General features: G+C 71.3%; 17 protein-coding genes. 5 read left to right on the forward strand and 12 right to left on the reverse strand.

The annotated features are described in order from the left end of the window. Positions 1-4: 4 nt before the first annotated feature. The 8 genes from WMF43_RS30250 to WMF43_RS30285 form a co-directional block, all read right to left on the reverse strand. Positions 5-1,615: an MBL fold metallo-hydrolase gene (locus WMF43_RS30250; RefSeq protein WP_437669927.1), complete on the reverse strand. Its 1,611-nt coding sequence runs from the start codon at positions 1,613-1,615 to the stop codon at positions 5-7. A gap of 479 nt (positions 1,616-2,094) precedes the next feature. Then, a complete protein-coding gene (locus tag WMF43_RS30255) occupies positions 2,095-2,901 on the reverse strand; it encodes a hypothetical protein (RefSeq protein ID WP_437669929.1) in 807 nt (268 codons plus the stop codon). Next, positions 2,901-3,908 carry a hypothetical protein gene (locus tag WMF43_RS30260; RefSeq protein ID WP_437669931.1) on the reverse strand — a complete coding sequence of 336 codons (1,008 nt, stop codon included), beginning with the start codon at positions 3,906-3,908 and terminating at the stop codon, positions 2,901-2,903. The genes WMF43_RS30255 and WMF43_RS30260 overlap by 1 nt, the downstream gene beginning before the upstream one ends. Beyond that, positions 3,898-5,400, reverse strand: a complete 1,503-nt coding sequence (locus WMF43_RS30265; protein WP_437669932.1) for a serine/threonine-protein kinase — start codon at positions 5,398-5,400, stop codon at positions 3,898-3,900. Before WMF43_RS30265 ends, WMF43_RS30260 begins: the two co-directional genes overlap by 11 nt. 392 nt (positions 5,401-5,792) lie before the next feature. Next, positions 5,793-6,419 (reverse strand): DJ-1/PfpI family protein, encoded by a 627-nt coding sequence (locus WMF43_RS30270; protein ID WP_437669934.1) that lies wholly within the window; start codon positions 6,417-6,419, stop codon positions 5,793-5,795. A 66-nt stretch (positions 6,420-6,485) separates the two neighbouring features. Beyond that, positions 6,486-7,745, reverse strand: a complete 1,260-nt coding sequence (locus WMF43_RS30275) for a dicarboxylate/amino acid:cation symporter (protein WP_437669936.1) — start codon at positions 7,743-7,745, stop codon at positions 6,486-6,488. 92 nt (positions 7,746-7,837) lie between these two features. Next, complete coding sequence (locus tag WMF43_RS30280) at positions 7,838-11,722, reverse strand: ATP-binding protein (protein WP_437669938.1); 3,885 nt, start codon at positions 11,720-11,722, stop codon at positions 7,838-7,840. 213 nt (positions 11,723-11,935) lie between these two features. Continuing rightward, a complete protein-coding gene (locus WMF43_RS30285) occupies positions 11,936-12,481 on the reverse strand; it encodes an ester cyclase (protein ID WP_437669940.1) in 546 nt (181 codons plus the stop codon). Between the two features lie 180 nt (positions 12,482-12,661). Between WMF43_RS30285 and WMF43_RS30290 the strand changes: the two genes are divergently transcribed. Further along, complete coding sequence (locus WMF43_RS30290; protein WP_437669942.1) at positions 12,662-13,675, forward strand: LysR family transcriptional regulator; 1,014 nt, start codon at positions 12,662-12,664, stop codon at positions 13,673-13,675. 124 nt (positions 13,676-13,799) lie between these two features. Further along, entirely contained in the window at positions 13,800-14,771 is a 972-nt protein-coding gene (locus WMF43_RS30295) for an aldo/keto reductase (RefSeq protein ID WP_437669944.1), read from the forward strand. A gap of 86 nt (positions 14,772-14,857) precedes the next feature. Here the strand turns inward: WMF43_RS30295 and WMF43_RS30300 are convergent, their stop codons facing one another. Genes WMF43_RS30300 through WMF43_RS30310 form a run of 3 tightly spaced genes read right to left on the reverse strand, consistent with a single transcriptional unit; the run spans position 14,858 to position 18,158 of the window. Next, a complete protein-coding gene (locus WMF43_RS30300) occupies positions 14,858-15,745 on the reverse strand; it encodes a carbohydrate ABC transporter permease (RefSeq protein ID WP_437669945.1) in 888 nt (295 codons plus the stop codon). Further along, positions 15,742-16,785 carry a carbohydrate ABC transporter permease gene (locus WMF43_RS30305; protein ID WP_437669947.1) on the reverse strand — a complete coding sequence of 348 codons (1,044 nt, stop codon included), beginning with the start codon at positions 16,783-16,785 and terminating at the stop codon, positions 15,742-15,744. Before WMF43_RS30305 ends, WMF43_RS30300 begins: the two co-directional genes overlap by 4 nt. Beyond that, the gene (locus WMF43_RS30310) at positions 16,782-18,158 is read right to left on the reverse strand and encodes an ABC transporter substrate-binding protein (RefSeq protein ID WP_437669949.1); all 1,377 of its coding nucleotides are present in this window, start codon (positions 18,156-18,158) and stop codon (positions 16,782-16,784) included. Before WMF43_RS30310 ends, WMF43_RS30305 begins: the two co-directional genes overlap by 4 nt. Before the next feature lie 484 nt (positions 18,159-18,642). Here WMF43_RS30310 and WMF43_RS30315 point away from each other — a divergent pair, with 484 nt between their 5' ends. The 3 genes from WMF43_RS30315 to WMF43_RS30325 all read left to right on the forward strand — a co-directional run bounded on the left by WMF43_RS30315 (position 18,643) and on the right by WMF43_RS30325 (position 22,491). Continuing rightward, positions 18,643-19,884: an HlyD family secretion protein gene (locus WMF43_RS30315; RefSeq protein ID WP_437669950.1), complete on the forward strand. Its 1,242-nt coding sequence runs from the start codon at positions 18,643-18,645 to the stop codon at positions 19,882-19,884. Between the two features lie 14 nt (positions 19,885-19,898). Continuing rightward, positions 19,899-21,482: a DHA2 family efflux MFS transporter permease subunit gene (locus WMF43_RS30320; RefSeq protein WP_437669952.1), complete on the forward strand. Its 1,584-nt coding sequence runs from the start codon at positions 19,899-19,901 to the stop codon at positions 21,480-21,482. A 367-nt stretch (positions 21,483-21,849) separates the two neighbouring features. Further along, a complete protein-coding gene (locus WMF43_RS30325; protein WP_437669954.1) occupies positions 21,850-22,491 on the forward strand; it encodes a hypothetical protein in 642 nt (213 codons plus the stop codon). 23 nt (positions 22,492-22,514) lie between these two features. Here the strand turns inward: WMF43_RS30325 and WMF43_RS30330 are convergent, their stop codons facing one another. Next, the gene (locus WMF43_RS30330) at positions 22,515-23,426 is read right to left on the reverse strand and encodes an SDR family oxidoreductase (protein WP_437669956.1); all 912 of its coding nucleotides are present in this window, start codon (positions 23,424-23,426) and stop codon (positions 22,515-22,517) included. Positions 23,427-23,503: the final 77 nt, after the last annotated feature.

Below are 23,503 nucleotides of genomic sequence, written 5' to 3' on the forward strand. Positions count from 1 at the left end.
CTCGTCAGGCGTCGGCGCGCACCTCTGTGGATCGGCCTTCGAAGTGGAACTCGTGCTTTCCGTACAGGCGTCGCGCGTCGATCTTCTGCTTCTGACACCATGCGATCAGCTTGTCGGACGCGACGATGGGGTCGGACTCGGGCGTGTAGGAGTAAGCCATGATGTATTTGAGCCAGGGCTCCATGCCCATGGCGTAGACATAGGCTTCCTTGAAGTGAAACGTCTCGACGAGCCTCCGCGCACGCTCGAAGTTGCAGCCCCTGAGGCGGCGGGAGGCGTCGAGGGCGCGGGGGATCTCCTCGGTGTAGAGCGCGCCGTAGATCCAGGACAGCGGGGCGCCGTCGCACTCCATGCCCAGGAACAGGACGTCGATGTCTCCGCAGATCCGCTGCACGTGCCCGTAGAGCTCGGGCGAGATGTTGCAGGCGTCTGCCGCGAAGAGCAGCGATCGATCCGCCGTCCTCACGAGGTAGGCGAGCTTGGTCTGGATCTCGAGATCGCAGTGCTCGCCGAGGAAGGGGATGCCCAGGATCTCGACGTCGCCTGCCTGGAGCGCATCCAGCTCGTCCAGCTCCAGGATGCTCGTAAAGCCGATCTGGCGCAGCATCAGCTTGAGGCTGGGATCCTGCAGGGTGGTGCGCTTGCTCGCGGGGACCACGATGGTCCCGATCTTGTGCCTCAGCTTGAGCAGCGACTCGATGAGCACGTGATCCTGATGGTTGTGGGTGATCAGGACGTAGTCGATCGTCTCGGGGAGGTCGGCGTCCGTGAAGCGCTCGACCTCCGCCCGGTAGTCGTAGCTCACGACCGGATCGATCAAGATCGATACCCCACGGGTCTCGATCAGCATGCACGCATGGCCGAAATAACGGACCCGCGCGCCCGCCCCGTGGTAGCGCTCGCGCCCGGGCATGGGTCGATCGGTGAAGAACGTCTCGAACAGCGCGATCTTCTCGTGCGGGATCTCCAGCAGGTCGCGGATGCGTGACAGAGGGTGGGGCTCCCGCTTCATCTTGAAGAGCTGGTCCAGGCGCGGATCGGCGAAGGGTATCGGCAGGTGGACGCTCGTCGCCCCGTCCAGGACCGGCGTGCTGAGCACGAAGGGACGATCGTCGCTGTCGACGATCGAGAGGGCGACGGACTGGAGGTCAGGCCGGTAGAGCTCGCTGTGGTAGAGCAGGGGCTCCACCAGGCGATAGCCTGGCTGATGGTTGAGATCGTAGGTGAGCTCCACGTAGCCCTTCAGGAGCGCAGGCACGCGGTTGTAGAGCGGCTCGATGGAATGGCCCTTCGCCTCGTGGGTGATAAGGGTGTTGAGGCTCTCGACAGCGGCGGCGAACTCCAGCATCCGCGCCGCCTCTACCCTGGTTTGCTCGTAGAGCTCACGGATCCGCCCGACCTGCTTGACGTCGATGTCCATGAAGGGACCGCCGAGCATCTTGGGGTCCCTGCAAGCCATCGCGTGGATCATGGGTGCCTTGATGAAGGACTCCATGATTTTCAGGTGACGCCCTTTGACGTTCATGCAGGCCGTGGCGGGCGAGACGAGGTGCGACCATGCATACCACCTCTGGAAGAGCGGCTGAACGACGAGGCTGGATCTGAGATAAGGCATGTGCGCTTTCGGAGATTGGAGCGACCAGAACGCCGACGGCTCCACCGGCAGCGACCATCGTTCCATCCGTGCACCTCCGGACGCGGACGAGATCATGGCGCGGCGAGGCCATCAAACCTTCCCTCGAAGCGACAGGGACTGTCGAAAATTAGCCTGGTCGGTGCTCTAGAATCACGTCCGGAGTATGCGGCGATACCCTGGACGGCGCCAGGCGGCGTTCTGGAACGGCCGCGTTCCACAGGTGAAACATTGCGAGAGCTCGAGGATCTGCCTGGGTTGGCAATGTTCGCGCGCATCGACGAGGGAGGTCCTCTCCGCGCGACCGGCAGGGCGCTCGGCCTGCCCAAGGCGACGATCCGCCGTGACCTCGCGTCGCTGGAGGAGCGGCTCGGCGCGTCGCGGTGGATTCGCTCGACGCACGCGCTCAGCCGCGGATACGGGCAGTCGCTTCTTCCCGGCGAGTCAGCGGCGCGCCGCGCTCACGGGACGAAGGCGATGTCGTCGACGAGGAAATCGAACACCGTCGATTTCGCCGTGTGGAACTCCACCGAGTAGGCGTGCGCAGCGTCGAACGCGGCCGGCGCCGGCACGCCCCAGCCGTCCGTGCTGAGGATGGCGAACATGACCGTGTACTGCGCCCACTCGGTCGTGATGTCGAGTCCTTCGCCGAAGTGGTCGCCGCAGCCGGAGCCCTCGCACACGCCGCCCTCACGATCGGTGTTGCGGTCGGGGAAGTTCACGTAGATGTGCGTCGGCGCCGCCGCCTTGGCCCAGAAGGTCAGGCCCGAGTAGGCGAAAGCGTCGTAGCTCAACTTCGCTCCTCCGGGGGCGAGGTTCAGGTCGAACCCCATCCCGGCCCCCCTCGAGACGAAGCCGCTCCCCGCGACGTGGGCGGCGTAGTTGCTCGGGTCGTGCCCGGGCGAGACCGGCACGAACGGGCGGCCGGGCAGCGGCGTCTGCGTGCCGCTCCGGGTGCCGTCGTTGTACGTGTACCAGCTGCCGACACGGTCCTTGCACCGGACGATCGCGCCGTCGCCGTCCTCCAGGTCGTCGAGGAGCGCGGTGCAGGGAGGCGGCTCGACCTCCGCGTCCGGCGCGCCGGCGCCCCCGGCACCTCCTGAGCCCCCGGGGCTGCCGGCGCCGCCGGCGCCCCCGGCGAGGCCGAACGGATCAGGGTCGTACTCGCCGGGCGAGATGCCGAGCACGAGACCACACCCGTTCACGAACGCCGCCGCGCAGAGACCGACGACGAGACCCTGGAGACGCATCAGAAGCTGCCTCGTCATCAGAAGCTGCCTCGCACGAGCGCGCCGCCCACCGTGGGAACCAGCCCGATCGACGCGCCCTGCGCCGGGCTCTTCGCCGTGAGCCACAACACGCCGCCTCCGGCGATGGCTGCGAGGCCGACGCCGAAGACCACCGTCGCGACGTTCGCGCGGGCCACGGCGCTGTCGCGGAGGTCCATCCCGCGCTGATTGCAGCGGTCGCCGTTGCAGAACGGGCGCGACTCGTCGAACGTCGACTTTGCCGCGAAGGCGAGCGCCGTCCCGACGCCCACGGCCACGACGCCCGCGCCGCCCGTCACGAGCGCGAGCGCGCGGCGCCCGCTGCCCGCGCCGCCCGCGTCGCCCGCGTCGCCCGACGCGGGGTCGTCCTCCAGGGCGCGCACGACGAGGGTCGACGTGGCGCCGTCCGGCTTCACCTCGACCCGCGCCGTCCACGCGCGTTTGCCCGGCGCGCTCGCCTCGACGACATGGGTCCCCGCATCGACCGGCATGGGCACGCCCCACTGGCCTGGACCGACCGGCGCGCCGTCGCGCTTCACCTCGAGGCCCGGCGTGCTCGCGGCCTCGACGACCACCGCGAGGCGAGAGACCTTCGGCTGCACGGCCGCCGCGCGCTCGCGCGCCTTCGCTTCCTTCGCCCGGTCGCCGCTCGCGTGCACCCGGGCGGCGACCTCGAGGAACTGCGCCCACGCGGAGGCCATCTTGCCGATGCGCTCGTAGCAATCGGCGAGGAAGTAGCGGGTATTGGCGCTGTCGTAGAGGCGCAGGCTCTCTTCGTACTTGGGGCAGGCGCGCGCAGGCTGGCCGGCGTCGACGAGCGCCCCCGCCTCCCTGAACAGCGCCACGGCGCCCGCCTTGTCCTCGGCCCTCGCCGCGCCCCCTCCCGCGATCGACGCCGCGAGCAGGGCGCCCACCGCGCAGAGGCGTGCGACCCGTGCGCGCCCGCGCCGGACTGGGCTCCTCGTGTGCCGCGGCGTCGTCATCGCCGCGAGGATATCAGAAGACATCGCGCGAGAAGGGATCGGCGCCAGAGGGCCGCTTCGCCGGCGGCGCGCTGCGCTTCGGGGGAGCCGAGCCGCTCGGCTTCGCGGGCCTCGGCGCCGCGGTGGCCGCCGCGCGCGCCTCCGACGCCGCGGTGGCCGCCGCGCGCGCCTCCGGCGGCGACACCTCGTCCGGCGCGCCGGGAGCGGCGCTGGGTGGCGGCGCGGCGCTCGCGGAGGGCTCGACGACCGCGGGCGGCGCGGCCGTCAGCGGCGCGGCGCGGGGCTCCGCCGACGCGCCCGGAGCCGCCTCCGCCGGCGCGGCCTCACGCTCGGCGTGCTGCGGCGCCCGGTGTGACAGGCTCCGGAGGAACAGGCCGCCGCTCACGACCGCCACGCCGATCCCGAGCGCGATGGCGGCGGCGCGCCGCTCGAACGACGCCTGCCTGCGGTTCGTCGTGCCGACCGGCGCGATCGTGAGCGCTCCCGCGCCGAGGGGCAGGGTCGCCGCGGAGGTGGGCGGCCCGGCCGCCGAGGCCGAGAGCGGGGCCCCGCCCTGCGAGGCCGCGACCGGGAGCGAGGCGCGCAGCGCGGCGAAGAGGCGCTCGGCGGCCGCCCGCGTGTGCTGCGGGGCGAAGGGCACGAGCGCGAGCGCGAAATCCGCGACGGTCGCGAAGCGGCGATCGCGATCGCGCGCGATCGCCGCGAGGATCACCTGCTCCAGCGGCTCCGGGATGTCCGGGCGCAGCGCGCGCGGCCGCTGCGGCTCCCCCTGCGTGACCAGGTAGACGAGCTGCGCGAGATCGTGCGCGACGAACGGCGGCCGCCCGGTGAGCAGCTCGAAGAGCACGACCCCCAGCGAGTAGATGTCCGCGCGGCCGTCGACGTCGCTCGCGGAGCGGAGCTGCTCGGGAGACATGTAGAGCGGCGAGCCGAGCACTCCCCCCACCCGCGTGAGCGCGTGGTCCTCTACGTGCGTCATCTTCGAGATCCCGAAGTCGAGCACCTTGACGCAAGGCGAGCCGTCCGCGGCGCTCGTGAGGAACAGATTGCTCGGCTTCACGTCCCGGTGGACGATGCCTTGCGCGTGCGCCTCCGCGAGCGCCTCGCAGGCCTGCAGCACGAGCTCGATGGCCAGGGGCACCGCGAGGCGCCCGCTCTGCGCGAGCACGGCGGCGAGGTCCTTCCCCTCGAGGTGGTCCATCACCATGTACGGCGCGCCGCTCTCCAGGGTGCCGACGTCGGCGACACGCACGACGTGCCGGCTGCGAATGCGCACGGCGGCGCGCCCCTCTCTCAGGAAGCGCTGGAGGATCTCCGCGTCTCGCGCGTACTTCGGCAGGAGCACCTTGATCGCGACGCGCTCGTCGAGCGCGAGGTGGCGCGCGGCGACGACGAGCCCCATGGCGCCCCGCCCGAGGACGTTCTCCACGCGGTACTTGCCGAGGAGGACGTCTCCGGGGGCAATCGGGTGAATCGCGTGAATCGCGTGAATTGCGTTCTCGTCGAGGGTCGACATGGTCGGGACGGGGTGGCGCAGGGCCGTCCACTATGCCATAAGTAGAGGTTCCTGCAATTCCACCGCATCGGCCTCTCTACCGAGCCGTCGTGGACCTGGCGACCGAGGTCGGTGCCCCCGCCTCGTGTTCCAGCCTCGCTTAGCCAACATGCTCCACGCCCGAGCCCCTGACTTCCACGGTGTTTCCTCCGCTTTGGCTCTAGGACACCGATCGCGTTGACCGAACGAGAAGAGGAGCCGCCAAGGCGCCAAGGACGCCAAGGACGCCAAGACAATATCTTTTTCTTGGCGTTCTTGGCGTTCTTGGCGTTCTTGGCGTTCTTGGCGTTTCGAAATTCTGCTCGTTTCAGGCGGGTTCAACCCGTTTGTCGTTCTAGGGTTTGAGGCCAGCTTCACTGTGGCGACGGGTCTACTGTTATGGACGCTCTACGCCAGTCGAAATCCATCTGCCGGGCCGTGCGTCTGGCCAGCTCGCTGGTCTCTAGCCGTTCCACCAGGTGGAGAGACATGTCGATCCCGGCCGCGATTCCGCCCGAGGAGACGATCGAGCCTTCGTCGACCCAACGAACATCGCCCACGACCTTCACGGATGGAAATAATCTCTGCAGATCGTCGATGTCTTCCCAGTGCGTCGTCGCCGTCTTCCCGTCCAGCAGCCCCGCCTTCGCGAGGAGAAACGCGCCGGTGCAGACCGATGCGGTGATCCGCGTCTTGGGCGCAGAGCGAGCGATCCAGTCGATCAGGTCCGCTCGCTCGAGCTCCGCGGCGACGACCCCGCCCGGGATGATGAGGACGTCGATCGGTGGAGCATCGCTCAGTTGATGGTCGGGGGTAAGAATGAACCCCGCCCTGGCGCGCACAGGCGAGCGAGTCCGCCCTACCATGAAGACGGAAAACAGGGGACCGGCCGCAGGGTTGTCGCGCTCGTGCATGCGCGAGGCAGTGGCAAACACCTCATAAGGTCCGGCAACGTCGAGGATCTCAGCGTCGTCGAAGATATAGATACCTACTGTAGTCATCGTGGCGGAGTCCTCCGATGGGTTGACGTACGCAGGGCGAGCTCGCCCGTCCAGAACCAAAGCCTATCACGGCGTAACCAGGTCCGACCCGTCCCCCTCCTGCTGCTCCCACCCCGGCCCATCGAGCACGCGGGCGACCATCATGCAGCTCACGTTGTCGCCCACCGCGTTGACGAGCGTGGCCGGGGGATCCACGAGCGCCCCCACCGTGGAGACGATCGGCAGCGCCTCCACCGGGAACCCGAACAGCGAGACGATCACCAGCTCTCCGATGAACCCTCCGCCGGGGATACCGCTCATCACCGTGCCGCTCAGGATCGCGACCCCCACCACCGCGAGGTAGGTCTCCACCCCGCCGAGCTCGCGGCCGAAGAGCCCGAACAAGAGCGCCGTCTTGAGCACCGCCGAGAGGCACGAGCCCTCCATGTGGATCGTCGCGCCGACCGGGATGATCACCTCCGCGATGTCGTCGGGCACCCCGCAGCGCCGCGCCGCCTCCAGGTTCGACGGGATGGTCGCCATGCTGCTCGACGTCGCGAGCGCCGTCAGCGCCGGCGCCGGGATGTGCTTCCAGAACGCCCTCACCCCGCGCCCCCGGCCGGCCAGCCACGCGTACAGCGTGAAGGCGAGGAAGAAATACGCGACCGCGACCGGGTAATAGAGCCCGATCGCGCGTGCGTACGAGCTGAGCAGCGTCGGACCGAAGGCCCCCACGAGGTGGGCGAAGTAGGCGCACAGGCCGATCGGCGCGTAGTACATCACGAGGTCGACCAGCTTGAGCATCACCTCGTTCGCCGAGGCGAGCAGCCGCGCGAACGGCTGCCCGCGCTCGCCCGTCGCCGCGGTCGCGACGCCGACGAGGAAGGCCACCACGATGAGCGGCAGCACGTTCTTGCGGGAGAGCAGATCGCTGAAGTCCCCCACGCTGACCGCGCCCACCAGCCGGTCGCCCAGGCTGACCGGCGCGACCTCGGGGCGGTCGGGCAACACGACGGAGAGCCCCTCCGCGGGCGGGTAGAGCTCGACCGCGACGAGCATCACCACCGACGCGGCCAGGCCGGTCGCGACGAAGACGCCCAGCATCGCGGCCATGATGCGGCCGAGCCGCCGCAGGCTGCTCATGCCCGCCACCGCGGAGGCGATCGAGAAGAAGATCAGCGGCACCACGACGGTGAACAGCAGGTTGAGGAAGAGGTCGCCCAGCGGCTTGAGCGCCGCCGCCCGCTCCCCGAGCGCGAGCCCGAGCCCCGCGCCCGCCGCGATCGACGCGAGCAGGAGCAGCGTGAAGCCGTGGGACTTGAGCAGGGTCCGAAGTGGTCTCGTCATGGCTCCTCACCGGTCCAGCGCGAGCGCCGCGAGGCGCGGAGCGCGACGGCGGAGCGCTTCCCGGACGCCTGGCGCGCCTCCGCCGGCGCGTGTTACCCGCGCCGCCCGGCGAGCGCCTGCTGCAGCCTGGCGACGCCCACGGGCTTCGTCAGGTGCAGGTCGAAGCCGGCCCGCTCCGCGCTGGCCTGGACCTCGGGCCCACCATACCCCGAGAGCGCGACCAGGTAGAACGCCTCGCCGCCCGGCGCGGCGCGCGCCCGGCGGGCGACCTCGTGGCCGTCGATGCCGGGCAGCCCGATGTCCACGAAGGCCACCTCGGGCCGCAGCGAGAGGAGCTTCGCCACGCCCTCCAGCCCGTCCACCGCCACCGTCACCTCGTGCCCCAGGGCCTCGATGAACTCCCGCATCACCCGGCGCACGTCCTCCGCGTCCTCCACGACGAGCACCCGGCGCCGCGGGGCCGCCCGCCGCGGCGGCGCCGGCGCCTCCGCGCGCGGCGCGACCGCCTCCGCGCGCGACGCGACCGCCTCCGCGCGCGGCGCCAGCGCCTCCGCCGCGCCCCCGCCGAGCGGGAGCCGCACGGTGAACTCGCTGCCGCGACCCGGCCCCTCGCTCGCCGCCACCACGCTGCCGCCGTGCATCTCCACCAGCCGCCGCACCAGCGTCAGCCCGAGCCCGAGGCCGCCCGTGCCCCGGTCGATCGTCTGATCGACCTGCGTGAACAGATCGAACACCTTCTCGAGCATCGCCGCCGGGATGCCGCGGCCCGTGTCGCGCACCCGCAGCACGGCCTCGGGCGCGCCGCCCCCCGCCTCGCGGGTGAGGCGCACCGAGATCGTCCCCCCCGGCGCGGTGTACTTCGCGGCGTTGGTCAGGAGGTTCGTCACCACCTGCTCCAGCCGCGTGGCGTCGGCCCGCATGCGGAAGTCCCCCGCCCCCACCGAGAGCGACAGCTCGTGCTGCCGCGCCTGCACCACCTGCCTCACCGCCACGACGGCGCCCTGCACCACCGCCGCGAGATCGATCTCCTCGACGCGCAGCTCCACCGCGCCGCGCGTGATCCGCGACACGTCGAGCAGATCGTCGACGATCCGCACGAGGTGGCCCATCTGCCGCCGCGCGATCTCCCGGTAACGCGCCGACTTCGGCCCGTCGCCCTCCAGCTCCTCGAGCAGCGACAGCGACAGGCTGATGGAGGCCATCGGGTTGCGGAGCTCGTGCGCGAGCATCGCGAGGAACTCGTCCTTGCGCTGGTCCGCGAGCTGCAGCGCCTTCACGAGCGCCTCCACGCTCTGCCGGGCGTTCGCCTGATCGGTCACCTCGAAGGCGAACACGAAGATGCCCTCGGTCGCCCCGTCGCGGTCGCGCATCGGCTGGTAGACGAAGTTGAAGAACATCTCCTCCGTCGCGCCGCTCCCCTGGCGGTCGAGCCGCACGAGGAGCTCCTTGCCCACGACGGGCTCGCCGGTGCGGTACACCTGGTCGAGCAGGCTCCAGATCGGCTGCCCTTCGAGCTCCGGGAGCGCGGCCCGGATGGGCTTGCCCACGAGCGCCCGCCCGCCGACGAGCTGCTGGTAGAGCGGGTTGACCACCTCGAAGACGTGCTCCGGCCCGCGGAGGATCGCGATCGGCCCCGGCGCCTGCATGAAGAGATCGTTCAGGTACTGGCGCTGCCCTTCGGCCTCGCGCCGGCGGCGCGCGAGCTCCACGTGGACGCGGACCCGCGCGAGGAGCTCCTTCGCGGAGAACGGCTTCACGAGGAAGTCGTCGGCGCCGGCCTCGAGGCTCTCGACGCGCGACGCCTCGCCCGCGCGCGCGGAGAGCATCATCACGGCCACGCCGCGGGTGCGCTCGTCCGCGCGCAGCGCCCCGAGCAGGCCGAAGCCGTCGAGCCCCGGCATCATCACGTCGGTGAGCACGAGGTCGGGGGCGTGCGCGCGGGCGCGCTCCAGCGCGTCGTTGCCGTCGGCCACGGCCTCCACCGTCCACCCCTGCGCGACGAGCAGCCGCTCCAGGTACTCGCGCATGTCCGCGTTGTCGTCCGCGACGAGGATGTGCCCCGGCACCTTCACGGCCGGCCCTTCGCCCGCCGCGGGGCCGCCCTGCGCCGCCTTCGCCTGCGCGCCGCGCACCCACTGCGCGGCCTCGTCGAGGAACGGCGCCGCGCCGCGCCGCCCCGAGGCCGGCGACGAGGCCGGCGCGACGTGGTCCTCCGGCAGGTGCGCCTTCCCGAGCGGGATCGACACCGAGAAGCGGCTGCCCGCGCCGAAGCGGCTCTCCACGGCCACGCTGCCGCCGTGCAGCCTCGCCACCTCCTGCACCAGGGCCAGGCCGATGCCGCTGCCCTCGTAGCTCCGCCCCCGGACCGCCTCGGCGCGGTGGAACCGCTCGAACAGGTGCGGCAGCTCCGCCTCCGGGACGCCGGTGCCCGTGTCCGCGACCGACAGCACGGCCCACCCGCCGGCCTCCTCGAGCGACACCCGGATCCCGCCCGCGAAGGTGAACTTGAAGGCGTTCGAGACGAGGTTGAGCACGAGCTTCTCCCAGAGATCCCGGTCGACGTAGGCCGGCTCGGAGAGCGGCGGGCACGCCACGGTCAGGGAGAGGCCGGCGCGCTCCAGGAGCGAGCGGAACGAGCTCGCCAGGTCCGCGGTGAAGGTGCCGAGATCGGTGGGCTGGTAGCGGGCCTGGATGCGGCCCGCCTCGATGCGCGAGAAGTCGAGCAGCGTGTTCACGAGCCGGAGGAGCCGGAGGCTGTTGCGGTGGACGAGCTCGAGGCGCTCGCGCTGCCGCGGGGGCAAGGGCTGCTCGACGTCCGCGAGGCCGTCCTCCGTGGGCCCCAGGATCAGCGTCAGGGGCGTGCGGAACTCGTGGCTCACGTTGCTGAAGAACGCCGTCTTGGCGCGGTCGAGCTCGGCCAGCGCCGCGAGCCGGCGCTGCTCCTCCTCGCTGGCCCGCGCGTTCTGGAGGGCCGTCGCGCAGTGCCCGGCCACGAGCCGCAGGAAGGCGCGGTAGTCGTCGTCCAGCACGAGCCGCGGGCTGACCCCCGCGACGAGGAACCCGGCCGGCCGCGCCCCCGCGCCCGCGCGCGGGAGCGGCAGCACCACCGCCCGCCGCGCCGGGTCCGGCCACGGCCCCCCCGGCAGCGCGCCCGCGCCCGCGGGCAGCTCCGACAGATCCACCTCCACGTCCTCGCGCAGCGCGCGGTGGAGCGGCCACACCCCGACGCCCGCCGCGGGCTCGAGGCCCACCGCGGGCGGCGCGGCGGCGTGGCCCGGGTCGAGCCCGGCCGCGCCGGCGAGGGAGGCCTGCGCGCCGTCGTCGTCGGCGAGGTAGATCAACGCGAACGGCAGATCGCTCCCGGCGTCCGCGAGGGTCTCCATCGCCACGCGGCAGGCGTCCTTGAGGTTCCTCGCGTCGGCCGCCCGCGCCGCCAGCGTCCCGAGCAGCTGCAGCCGCCGCTGCCCGAGGATGTGCCCGGTGCTCTCGGAGCACGCGACGAAGACGCCCGCGACAGCGCCGCTCTCGTCCCGGATGGGGCTATAGCCGTAGTTGAAGTAGCACTCCTCCAGGAAGCCATTCCGATCGAGGAGGAGCAGGCCGTCGCGGATGTACGTGGCCCCTCCCGAGAAGACCTTCTCGATCATGGGCCCGATGACGTCCCAGATCTCGCTCCAGCACGCGCGGCCCTCTTGCCCCATGGCCGCCGGGTGCTTCGTCGAGCCGAGGATGGGCCGGTAGCCGTCGTTGTAGAACTGGATGAGATCCCGGCCCCACCAGAGGAACATGGGGTGCTCGGACGAGAGCAGGATGGACAGGGCGGTGCGCAGCGACGGCGGCCACGCCTCGACCGGACCGAGCGCCGTCCTCGACCAGTCGATGGAGCGGATGAGCGCCCCCATCTCCCCGCCGCCCGAGAGCGCGGCGCCGGCTGGATCCAGCCCTCTCCCGGCGCCCGCCGCCTCGATCCGGCTCATGCCGGTCTCCGCTCCTCGACCCCCTCGAGATGCCCCTCGCGCTGCGCTGTCATGGCGACGCCCGGGTTTACCATACCTCCGGGTCCCGCGGTCGTCCGGCGCGGGTGCGCGCGATGGTCCGCCTGGATGGCTGAGCCCGTCGAGCGCGTGCAACGCTCGTGAAACAACGCCTCTGGTCGCGTCGTGACGAGTCCGTCCGCATCTCGCCGGGGTTTACCGGCTCACGACGCCGAGCTGCTGGAGCAGCGTCAGGTTGTCTTCGATGTGCCAGTTGTCGGTGACCCGGCCGCCCTCGACGCGCAGGATATCGGTGGCGATGAAGTCCACCTCCTGCCCTGCGCCCTTCCGGTCGCCGAAGGTGCCGGTGAAGTGGCCGCGGAAGCGCAGGTGCGCCACCACGCGATCGCCGGCGACGATCAGCTGATCGATCTCGCAGCGGAGGTCCGGCACCGCGGCGCGGAACCCCTTGGACGCGAACGCCGGGCCGTCCGGGCCCTGGGGGCGCCCCTCGGGCAAGGTGCGGTCGGTGAAGCTCGGCGCGATGGCGGCGTCGAGGTAGCTCGCGTCGCCGGTGTTCCAGAACGCGTAGAAGCGGCGCGCCGCGAGGATCTCGGCGTCGGCCTGCGCCTTCGGCAGGCTCGCGTCGACGACCGTCGACCGCGGCTCGGGCAGATCCTCCGCGCCTGCGCCGACGGCGGAGCAGGCGATCGCGGCGAAGAGCGAGAGGGCGAGGGCGCTGGCGAGGACTGGCTTTCTCATGTCGGTGTCTCCTTGAGCGGCGGGCCCCTCGGCCGTCGTGAGCCAGGAGGAGCCCTGTCGGGCAGCGATGGAGTCGCCGCGGCGAGCGCGGGAAGGCGCGCTGCAAGCGACGGGTCGAGCATGATCCTTTCCCCTGGAGATGAGAATGGTCGCTACCGCCGAACCAGCTTTTCCGAAAAGTTGAAGATCCCGCGCGGCGCGGCTACCCTCGGCGGGATCGCGGCGGGTGTGTGGATGGTCGAGCTCGAGGACATGCGGCTGTTCGTGTGTGCGGTCGGGAGCGGCAGCCTCTCGGCGGCGGGGCGGGAGCTCGGGTTCTCGCCGGCGGTGGCGAGCAAGCGCCTGTCGCGGCTGGAGGCGGCGCTCGGCGTGCGCCTCCTCCAGCGCAGCTCGCGGCGCCTCGCGCTCACGGGCGAGGGCGCGACGTACTACGAGCGCTGCGCCGCGATCCTTGCCGACGTGGACGAGGCCGCGCTCGCGGTCTCCGCCGGCCAGGCCGAGGCGCGCGGCCGGCTGCACGTGTCCGCGCCGGTGGATCTCGGCCGCCAGTGGGTCGGCCCGGCGGCGGCCGAGTTCGCGGCGGCGCACCCGGCGCTCGCCGTGCGTGTCAGCCTGTCCGACCGGGTGGTGGATCTGTTCGAGGCCGGCGTCGACGTGGCGGTGCGGCTCGGCGCGCTCGACGACTCGCGCCTCGTCTCGCGCAGGCTGGCCAGGAGCCGCCGCGTCGTCTGCGGCGCGCCCGCCTACCTCGACCGCCGCGGGGCGCCGCGCACGCTCGCGGATCTGGCCGATCACGAGTGCATCGCGCTCGAGCGCCCCGGCATGCGCCCCCTCTCCTGGACCTTCCGCACCGAGCGCGGCCTCGAGGTGGTCCGCGTGGGCGGCCGCCTCGCCGCGGGCAGCGGCGACCTCGTGCGCGACTGGGCCGTGGCCGGCCACGGGCTGGCCTTCAAATCGATCTGGGACGTCGCCGCCGACATCGCCGCCGGGCGCCTCGTGCCGCTCTTGACCGACCTTCCCGCGCCGGCGTCGGCCGTGCACGCCATCTATCCGAGCCGGCGGTTCGTCCCGGCGAGGGTGCGGCTCTTCGTCGACCTCCTGGAGCGGCGCTTCGCCGCGCACGAGGCCGCGGTGCTGGCCGCGGCCGCGCCGCCGGGAGACCGGCAGTCCGCGCCGCGGCGCCGCCGGGATTGAAGCGCGGGAGTCGCGCCGGCGCGGCGCGGAGCATCGCTGTCGGACTCTGCTGCTCTCCCTGCTCCCCGTCCCGACGTGAAATCCCGGGCGGCCCTTCCGGCTTCGTGTACTACCCTCCCGGCCCATGGACTACCGCAATCTCGGACGCACCGGCCTGAAGGTGAGCCCTCTCTGCCTCGGCACGATGAACTTCGGCCCGGAGACCAGCGAGCCCGACAGCTTCGCGATCATGGACAGGGCGCTGGAGCACGGGATCAACTTCTTCGATACGGCGAACGTCTACGGCCGCAAGCGCGGCGAGGGGGTCACCGAGCACATCATCGGCCGCTGGCTGGCCCAGGGCGGCGGCCGGCGGGACCGCATCGTCCTCGCCACGAAGGTCTACGGCCTCATGGGCGAGGGGCCGAACGACCGGCGGCTCTCGGCCTACCACATCCGGCGCGCGTGCGAGGGGAGCCTGCGCCGCCTGCAGACGGATCACATCGACCTCTACCAGATGCACCACATCGACCGGGAGACGCCCTGGGACGAGATCTGGCAGGCGATGGAGCAGCTCGTCCGCGAGGGCAAGGTCCTCTACGTGGGCAGCAGCAACTTCGCCGGATGGCAGATCGCCCAGGCGAACGGCCTCGCGGCCCAGCGCCATTTCCTCGGCCTGGTCTCGGAGCAGAGCCTTTACAACCTCAACGCGCGCACGGTCGAGCTCGAGTTATTGCCCGCGTGCCGCGCGTTCGGCCTCGGCGTGCTCCCCTGGAGCCCGCTCGCCGGCGGCCTGCTCGGGGGCGCCCTCGAAAAGGCGAGCCAGGGCCGGCGCGCCTCGCCCGAGGCGCAGGCGCGCATCGAGAAGAACCGCCCCAAGCTGGAGGCCTACGAGGGGTTCTGCCGGGAGCTCGGCGAGAAGCCGGCCGACGTGGCGCTGGCCTGGGTGCTCCGGAACCCCGTCGTGACCTCGCCGATCCTCGGCCCCCGCACCATCGAGCAGCTCGACGGCAGCCTGCGCGCGCTCGAGATCAAGCTCTCTCCGGAGCACCTCAAGCGGCTCGACGACATCTTCCCGGGCCCGGGCGGCGAGGCGCCGGAGGCCTACGCCTGGTAAACGCCGCTCCCGGCGACGGGCTCATGAAGGAGCTCGCGCGCGAGCCGCGCTGAACGGCCCGGAAGAGCCGCGCCGGCGGGGGCCGCTCACCCCTTGAGGCCGGTGCGGGCGACGCCCTCGATCACGTACCGCTGCGCGGCGATGAAGACCGCGAGGATCGGCGCGCTCGCCACCACTGCGCCCGCCATGACGAGGGCGTAGTCGGTGGTGCGGGCGCCTTGCAGCAGCGCGAGGCCGGGCGAGAGCGTGAGGTGCTCGGGGCGATAGAGCACGTAGACAGGCCAGAGGAAGTCGTTCCAGCTGCCGAGGAGGCTCAGCACGGCCAGCGTCGCCAGGGCCGGCTTCGACAGCGGCAGCACGATCTTCCAGAACACCTCGAAGCGGCTCGCTCCATCGAGCATGGCCGCCTCCTCGAGCTCCCGCGGGAGGCCGAGGAAGAACTGGCGCAGGAAGATGACCCCGAAGGCCGACGCGGCCGGCGGCACCACGAGCGCCGGCATGCGGTCGAGCCAGCCGAGGGCCCTGACGATCAGGTAATTCGGGGGCAGGAAGATGATCGGCGGGATGAACAGCGTCGAGGCGACGGCGGCGAGCACGAGCCGCTTGCCGCGGAACTCCATGCGCGCCAGCGCGTACGCCGCCGGGGCGGCCGTGGCCAGCACGAGCAGCGCGTGGGCCGCGGCGGAGACGACGCTGTTCAGGAGCCAGCGCAGCACCGGCGCCTCGGAGCTCGCGCCGGCGAGCGCCCGGTAGCTCTCGACGGTCACCCGCGAGGGGACCATCGTGGGCGGCATCGCCGTCGCCTCCGGCGAGGACTTCAGCGAGGTGAGCACCATCCAGAGGATCGGCGCGAGGTACACCGCGGTGAGCAGCGTCAGCGCGGCATACGACAGGGCCCCTCCGGATCGCGACAGGGCCCTTCCGGACCCAGCGCGGCGCGCGGGACGGCCGCTCGCGGGCCGCCGGAGCTTCACCCTCGCTCCTCGCCGCGGCGGCGGCCGGAGAGCAGCGCGAACAGGCCGAGGCCCACGAGCGCGAGGAAGAGGGCCTGCACGTAGCTCATGGCCGCCGCCGCGCCGAGCCGGAAGTTCCGGAACCCTTCGTCCGCGATGACCATGATGGTGGTGCGCGTCTCGCTGCCGGGCCCGCCCCCGGTGACCAGGTAGGCCTGCCCGAACATGTTGGCCGAGCCGAGGAAGGTCGTCATCACGACGAACACGAACACCGGCCGCAGCCCCGGCAAGGTGACATGACGGAACTGCTGCCAGCGGCTGGCGCCGTCGATGCGCGCGGCGTCGTAGAGCTCCCGGTGGATGTTCTGCAGGCCGGCCAGGTAGATCACGGCGTTGTACCCGAGGGTCCACCACACCGTCATGCCCACGAGCGAGATCCACACCCAGGGAGTCGCCGTGGTCCACCCCGTGTCCGAGGGCAAACCCAGCTTCCCGAGGAGGTGGTTCACCACGCCGATATGGGGATCGAGCAGCAGCCGCCACATCAAGGCCACCACGGCCACGCCGAGCACATAAGGCGCGAAGAAGATGGCCCGGAAGAACGTTCGGCCGGGAAAACGCCGGTTCAGCGCGAGGGCGACGAGCAGCGGGACGGTCACGAGGACAGGCACGCTGAGCGCCGTGAAGATCGCGGTGGCGCGCAGCGATCGCCAGAAGTTGCCGCGGATCGGCGAGCCGGACCGGAAGAGATCGGCGTAGTTGTCGAGGCCCACCCAGGGCCGCGCCGGCAGGAACTGGTCCCAGTCGTGGAGGCTGATCCACAGGCCGAGCAGGATCGGCGCCGCGACGAAGAGCGCGAACAGCGCGAGGTACGGCGCGAGCAGCAGGTAGGCAGTCCACCCCGACGAGCGCGAGAGGCCCGACGAGCGCGGGAGGCCCGACGAGCGCGAGAGGCCGCGCCGGACCCGGGAGGCCGAGGGCGCGCTCTCGGGCGCGCCCTCCGCCGCGGCCGGGCCGGGATCCACGAGCGGCGCGTCGATCGACGAGACGGGCGACGTCACGAGGCCCTCCCGAACTTCTTCAGGTTGCTCGCGAGCAGCGCGTCGGCCTCGCGGGCGGCGCGGTTCAGGGCCTCTCTCGGCGCCATCCGCAGCAGCACGGCCTCGTTCACGGCGAGGTCGAGGGTGGACGCCCGCACCGCGTCGATCCCGGCGATCGCCGGCGGGAAGCGGACCGCCGGGATCTGCTCGGCGAAGATCGCCTGCTCCGTCATGCGCTGGAACGCGGCGCTCTCCCGGGCCTCCCGCCGGGCCGGCACCATGCCCGCCTTCGCCCACTCGAGGGAGTGCCTGCTGAGCCAGTCGACGAACACCACCGAGGCCTTGAGTCGGCCCTGGCCGGCGCCGGTCGAGGGCTGGCGCGGGAGCACGAGGTTGTGCGAGTTGCCCCAGACCGCCCGCTGCGCGCCGAGGACGGGCACCGGGAGGACGCCCCACTGGAGCCCGGGGATCGCCCTGTAGGCGTTGATCATCCAGATGCCGTTCCAGATGAAGGCGTTGCGGTTGTTGGTGAACGCGATGCTGTCGGCGTCCTGGCCGACGTCGCGCGGGCTGTAGCCCTGCTTGATCAGATCGAGCATGAAGCTCAGCGCCTCGACGCCAGCCTCGGAGTTGAACGTGGCCCGGGCGCCGTCCTCCGAGAACAGCTCGCCGCCGGACTGCCAGAGGAGCGACTGGAACATCAGGCCGCCGGTGTACAGGACCGGCGACACCCACGATCCCTGGATCCCCCTCCCCTTCAGGTGCTCGAGCACCGCCAGGTAGTCGCGCCGGGAGCGGGGCAGCGCGGCGTCGCCGAGGCCGGCGTGGGCCAGCACAGCGCGGTTGTAGTAGAGGCCGAGGGGGTGCACATCGAGGGGAATGCCGTAGCGGCGCCCCCGGAAGACGCCGGCGTCCCAGAGCGTCCGGGAGAAGTCGCCGGCGCCGAGGCCGAGCGCCTCGGCCACCTCGTCGAGGGGGAGGATCGTGCGGTGGACCGCCGCCGTGGCCAGCTGATCCGCGTGCATGACGGCCACGTCGGGCCCATGGCCGCTGTCGACCGCCGCCGGCACCTTCTGATAGAAGTCGCCCCAGCGGGTCACGCTCATCCGCACGGTGATGTTGTCGTGCTCGCGGTTGAACCGCTCGATGAGCCGCTCCATCGGCGGCCGGTCGCCCCCGGTGAAGCCGGTCCAGAACGCGAGATCGAGCGCCGGGCCCGCATAGCCACGGCTGCCGCCGGCCGCGATCGCGGCCTGAGCGCGCACGTCGATGGGGTCGCCGCGGCAGCCGAGCAGCAGCAGGCCCGCGGCAGCCCCCGCGCCCGCGAGGAGGTCGCGGCGGCTCGGCTGCCGCTCAGGATCTCCGCTTCCCCCCGGTGCTCGCGCTCTCTGCATCTGCCCTCTGCTCACGCGCTCTCGCCGCAGAGGGCTCGCCTGTGGCCTGTCGCCCGCGACCGAGCTGAGCCGTAACTCACCCTCGGTTCCCCGGCTGCCGCGGCGATTTACACCGATGTCACCCACCGTCCAGAGGAATATTCCCGGGGCGCATGGCTGACCACATGATCATCCTGAGTTGCCTTTTATCTCACCTTTTCGAGGAACGATTTTATCCATCGATTCGCCGGTGACTTCGATGGATGCGCGGGCGCGCCGCCGGATCAGCGCTGGTCCGGACCGCGCGGCGGCGCGGCCCCCTGCGGCGCCTCCGGCGCGGCGGGCAGCGGCGCGCGGCGTGGAGGCGGCTCGATCCAACTATGGCAACCATGAGTTGCCTTTGGTAGCCGTCGTGGTAATTCTCTATCGCAACAAGATGTTGCCTTCGCGACACGGCGCTCCTTGCGCCTGCTGTCCGGAGGGCGACGAGGAGCAGGCGGCGACCATGTCCACGACGACGAGCGTTCTCCCTGGAGAGCCGGAGGCGGCCCCCGCGGCGATCTCCGGGGCGGTCAAGGCCGGGAGGCCGAGCAAGGCGGTCGGCATCACGGCGGCGGCGGTCGCGCTGGCCGCCGCGGCGGGCGTGGGCTGGTACGTCACGCACCGCGGGATCGAGGCGACGGACGACGCGCAGATCGACGCCGAGGTGGTGTCGGTGCCCGCGCGCGCGTCGGGCCTGGTGGTGAAGGTCCTCTTCGCGGAGAACCAGGCGGTGAAGGCGGGCGACGTGCTCGCCGAGCTCGACGCCGAGCCCGCGCGCGCGCGGCTCGCGCAGGCCGAGGCGAGCCTCTCCGCGGCCAGGGCGAGCGCCGACGCGGCGGACGCCGACGAGCGCATCGCCGAGACCAACGCGCGCAGCAACAAGTCGGTCGCCGAGGCCTCGCTGCACGGCGCCGCCAGCAGCGCGAGCGCGTCGAAGCAGCAGATCGCCGAGGGGGAGGCGCAGGTCGCCTCGACGACGGCGACCCTGGAGCAGGCCACGCTCGAGCGCGACCGCGCGCAGAAGCTCGTGGGGACCGGGGCGCTCGCCCAGGCCCAGCTCGACCAGCTGCAGGCGTCCGTCGACGTCGCCCGCGCGTCGCTCGATCAGGCGAAGGCCCGCCTCGCGGCGCTCCGGGCCACGACCACGGAGGCGTGGAGCCGGGTCGAGGAGGCGAACGCGAAGGTCCAGCAGGCGAGCAACGTCGACGCGTTCATCGCGCAGGCCCGCGCCCGCGCCCGCGTGGCGCACGCCCAGGTGGAGACCGCCCAGGCCGCGCGGGACCTGGCCGCGCTCGAGCTCTCGTACACGCGCATCGTCGCGCCGCAGGACGGGGTCGTGTCGAAGAAGACCCTCTCCGTCGGGCAGATGGTCTCCCCCGGCCAGGCCGTGGGGATGCTCGTCCCCGCGCGGCAGGTCTGGGTGACCGGCAACTTCAAGGAGACGCAGCTCGCGCACATGCACGCCGGCCAGCCCGCGAGCGTGGCGGTGGACGCCTACCCCGGCGTGACCGTGCGCGGCGAGGTCGAGAGCTTCTCCGCGGCCACCGGCGCGCGCTTCAGCCTGCTGCCGCCGGACAACGCGACCGGCAACTTCACCAAGGTCGTCCAGCGGGTGCCGGTGCGGATCCGCGTCCACGACGTGCCGCCGGACCTCGTCCTGCGCCCCGGGATGAGCGTCGAGCTGACCGTCGACGCGAGCAAGTAGGGAGGGGAGGAGCCATGGCAGAGGCGGCAGTCGCGGCCCCGCCGGCGTACGCCGGCGCGCCCGCCAGCGCGAACAGGTGGCTCGTGGCCGTGGCCGTGGCCCTCGGCGCGCTGCTCGAGATCGTCGACACGAGCATCGTCAACGTGGCGCTCACCGAGATGCAGAACTCGCTCGGCGCCACGCTCACCCAGGTGAGCTGGGTCGTCTCTAGCTACGCCATCGCGAACGTCATCATCCTGCCGCTCACCGCGTGGCTCGGGCATCGCTTCGGAAAGAAGCGTTACTTTGTCTTCTCGCTCATCGCCTTCACCGGCGCCTCGGTCCTCTGCGGCGTCGCCCACAGCCTGCCGATGCTCATCGTCGCCCGCGTGCTCCAGGGGCTCGGCGGCGGCGGCCTGCTCGCGAAGGCGCAGTCGATCCTGTTCGAGACGTTCCCGAAGCACGAGCAGGCGATGGCGCAGGGCTTCTTCTCCGCCATCGTCATCGCCGGTCCCACGATCGGTCCGACGCTCGGCGGCTACATCGTCACGAACATCGACTGGCGCTGGATCTTCTTCATCAACGTCCCGCTCGGCATCGGGGCCGTGCTCATGTGCCTGGCCTTCCTGCCGCCGGACGCCGCGGGCGAGCGGGAGCGCGGGGGCGTCGACTGGATCGCCATCGCCCTGCTCGCGGCCGGCGTCGGCTCGCTGCAGACGGTGCTCGAGGAGGGCCACGCCGAGGAGTGGTTCGACTCGCCGTTCATCGTCACGTTCACCGTGATCGCGGCCGTGAGCCTCGCCCTGTTCATCCACCGCGAGCTCTCGTCGAAGAGCCCGATCGTGGACCTGCGCGTGCTCCGGCACCGCTCGCTCTGGGCGGGGAGCCTCCTGTCCGCCGTCATCGGCATGGGCCTCTACGGCACGCTCTTCGCCGTGCCCATCTTCGCCCAGTCGATCCTCCGCTACACGTCGCAGCAGACCGGCCTGCTCCTGCTCCCCGGCGCGCTCGCCTCCGCCTTCTCGATGCCGCTCGTGGCGCGGCTCCTGGGCCGGTTCGACCCGCGCACGCTCATCGTCGCGGGCGGGCTCATCCTGCTCGCCGCGCTCTTCCAGCTCCAGACGCTCACCCCGATGACGGGCGCGGGCGACCTGTTCTGGCCGCTGATCATCCGCTCGTTCGGCACGACGTTGATGTTCCTGCCGCTGAGCATGGCCACGCTCGGGCCGCTCCCCAAGAAGGACATCGCCGCCGCGACCGGCCTCTACAGCCTGACGCGGCAGCTCGGGGGCAGCGTCGGGGTCGCCTTGCTCACCACCGTGCTCGCCGACCGGCAAGCGTTCCACCGCGCGGTCCTGGTGAGCGACATGGGGGCGAGCGACCCGAGCACCCTGGAGCGCCTCGCCGCGTACGCGTCGGCCTTCGTCGCGAAGGGGTTCGACGCGGTGGACGCGCGCAACAAGGCGCTCCACCTCCTCGACGGGATCGTGAACCTGCAGGCCGCCGTGATGTCGTTCAACGACACGTTCTGGGTGACGGCCGTCCTCGTCATCGCCACGCTCCCGCTCGTGTTCTTGCTGGGGAAGGGCCGTGGCGGCCCCGTGTCCGCCGGGCACTGAACCGCCCGCGGTCGGGCCGCGCGGTCCGCATGACGTAACCCGCGGCGCTCACGAACGGACGCGCCACGCCGAACCATCGCGACCACGGCGCCCGCGCGAGCCGCTGCGGCCCAGGGCCCCCTCCGCTGGCACTGGCACTGGCACTGGCACTGGCACTGGCACTGGCACTGGCACTGGCACAATCGATTGCGCCAATCTGAGCCACACTGCTGATTGCTGTTAAAATCCGCCAGAGAGCCGGACGATAGATGCTGGATCACCAATTGCTTGACGTGGTGGCGCACCCACGCTGGACCAGTGGCAGACCATGGCACACACGGCCGCTGGTGCCGAGCGGGGCACTTAGAGGGGAATTAGCATGAACAAAATGATCAAGAGTTTCGGGTTGTTTGCGGCGGCCAGCGTGTTCCTCACGGCCGGGATCACCGGATGCCAGTCGCCGGCTGGCGGACAAGAAGCTGAGCTCGGCTCGATCAGCTTGCCGCTCGCGGCGCATGCGCCGTCCGGCGTGCAGTATCGGCTTCGCAACGCCACGTTCGAGATCCGGGACCGCGACTACGTTTACGGCGGGGCGGGCGGATATGACGGTGGTTACGGCGGCTGGGACCCTGGCCCCCAGACCGTGATCACGGTCGACTCGGAGGACTACGATCCGGAGGCGAGCTCTATCCTCGTCGATCTGGAGCGGGGCCCGTACAACGTCCGGCTGCTCCCGGGCTGGAGCTTCGATAAAATCGAGGACGGCACGGCGACGAACGTCGAGGCCACGCTGCTCTCGCAGGAGACGGTTTACATCTATGTCTCGCCGCATTCGACGAGCTGGGCCCAGTATAACTTCGGTATCGGGGACAGCTCGCTGTGGCTCAACGGCAAGCTGAACCTCGACATCAACGTCTACGATGATCCGGACCAGTACTACGGCGGCGCTGGCGGCTCTGGCGGCGAGGGCGGATACTCGACCGGGGGCGGGTGGGGAGGGGTCGGAGGAGCCGGCGGCGGCGGCTGGTAGGGGCGAGCGAGCACGGACAGCGCTCAGCGCGCTGGTCCTCGTCCATTGTCGATCCAGCTTGAGATCTCCTTCCGCGGCTCCGCCTCATGAGCGAGCAGCTCCCGCAACCTCGACGCGAAGGACACGGGCGGCCGCCCGAGGACCGCCCCGAGGAGCGGATCCACGACGGACGCCTCGCCCGCCTCCAGCGCCGGATACGTGGATGCCCAGAACCTCGCGACATCTCCATGCGCGCTGTGCCGGCGCACGAACTCGTCTCGGCTTACCACCGAGAAGCGTATCCCGCGGCCGAGGATCGACGAGACGAGCGCCGTCGTCTGCTCGAGCGTGTACGCCTCTGGCCCGGCGAGGGTTATCGTCTCGTCGTCGTACCCGCCCCCTGCGATGATCCTCGCCGTCGCCTCTCCGAGGTCGTCCCTCGCAGCCCAGGCGACCCCCCCGTCGCCCGGCACGATCACCTCGTCGTCCCCGGCGCCGAAGAACCCGAGGAATATGGGGTAGCTCTCCATGTAGACGCCCTCTCGAACAATCGTGTAGGTGACCCCGCGCGATCGCAGGTAGGCCTCCGTGTCGAGGTGCGCCTTCATCACGGCGGCCTTGCTCTCTGACCCGAAGGCGAGCGAGGTGTAGTAGATGTGCCTCACCCCTGCCTTGACCGCTGCGTCGATCGCGTTCCTGTGGGACGCGACCCGCAGCTCGTCGGAGAAGGACGGGCTGGAGACGATCAGCAGCTTGTCTCCGCCTCGGAACGCGTCTTCCAGGGATCTTGGATCGGTATAGTCTCCAGCCCGCACCTGCGCTCCCGTCTTCTCGATCTCCTCGCGCGCAAGGCGGTTGTGCAAGGAGACGATGATCTCGGAGGGTGGGACCAGCTTGAGGATGTGCTTGAGGACGGACGAGCCGAGGTGCCCCGTGGCGCCAGTGAGGATGATCATGGCGGAGAGCCTAGGATCGCGCCCGGGGGTGCGGCGAGGGCGAGGGCTGCGCTTCTCTTGCCAGATCCTGCGATCCG

Source organism: Sorangium sp. So ce131 (genome assembly GCF_051519095.1).
GTDB lineage: Bacteria > Myxococcota_A > Polyangia > Polyangiales > Polyangiaceae > Sorangium.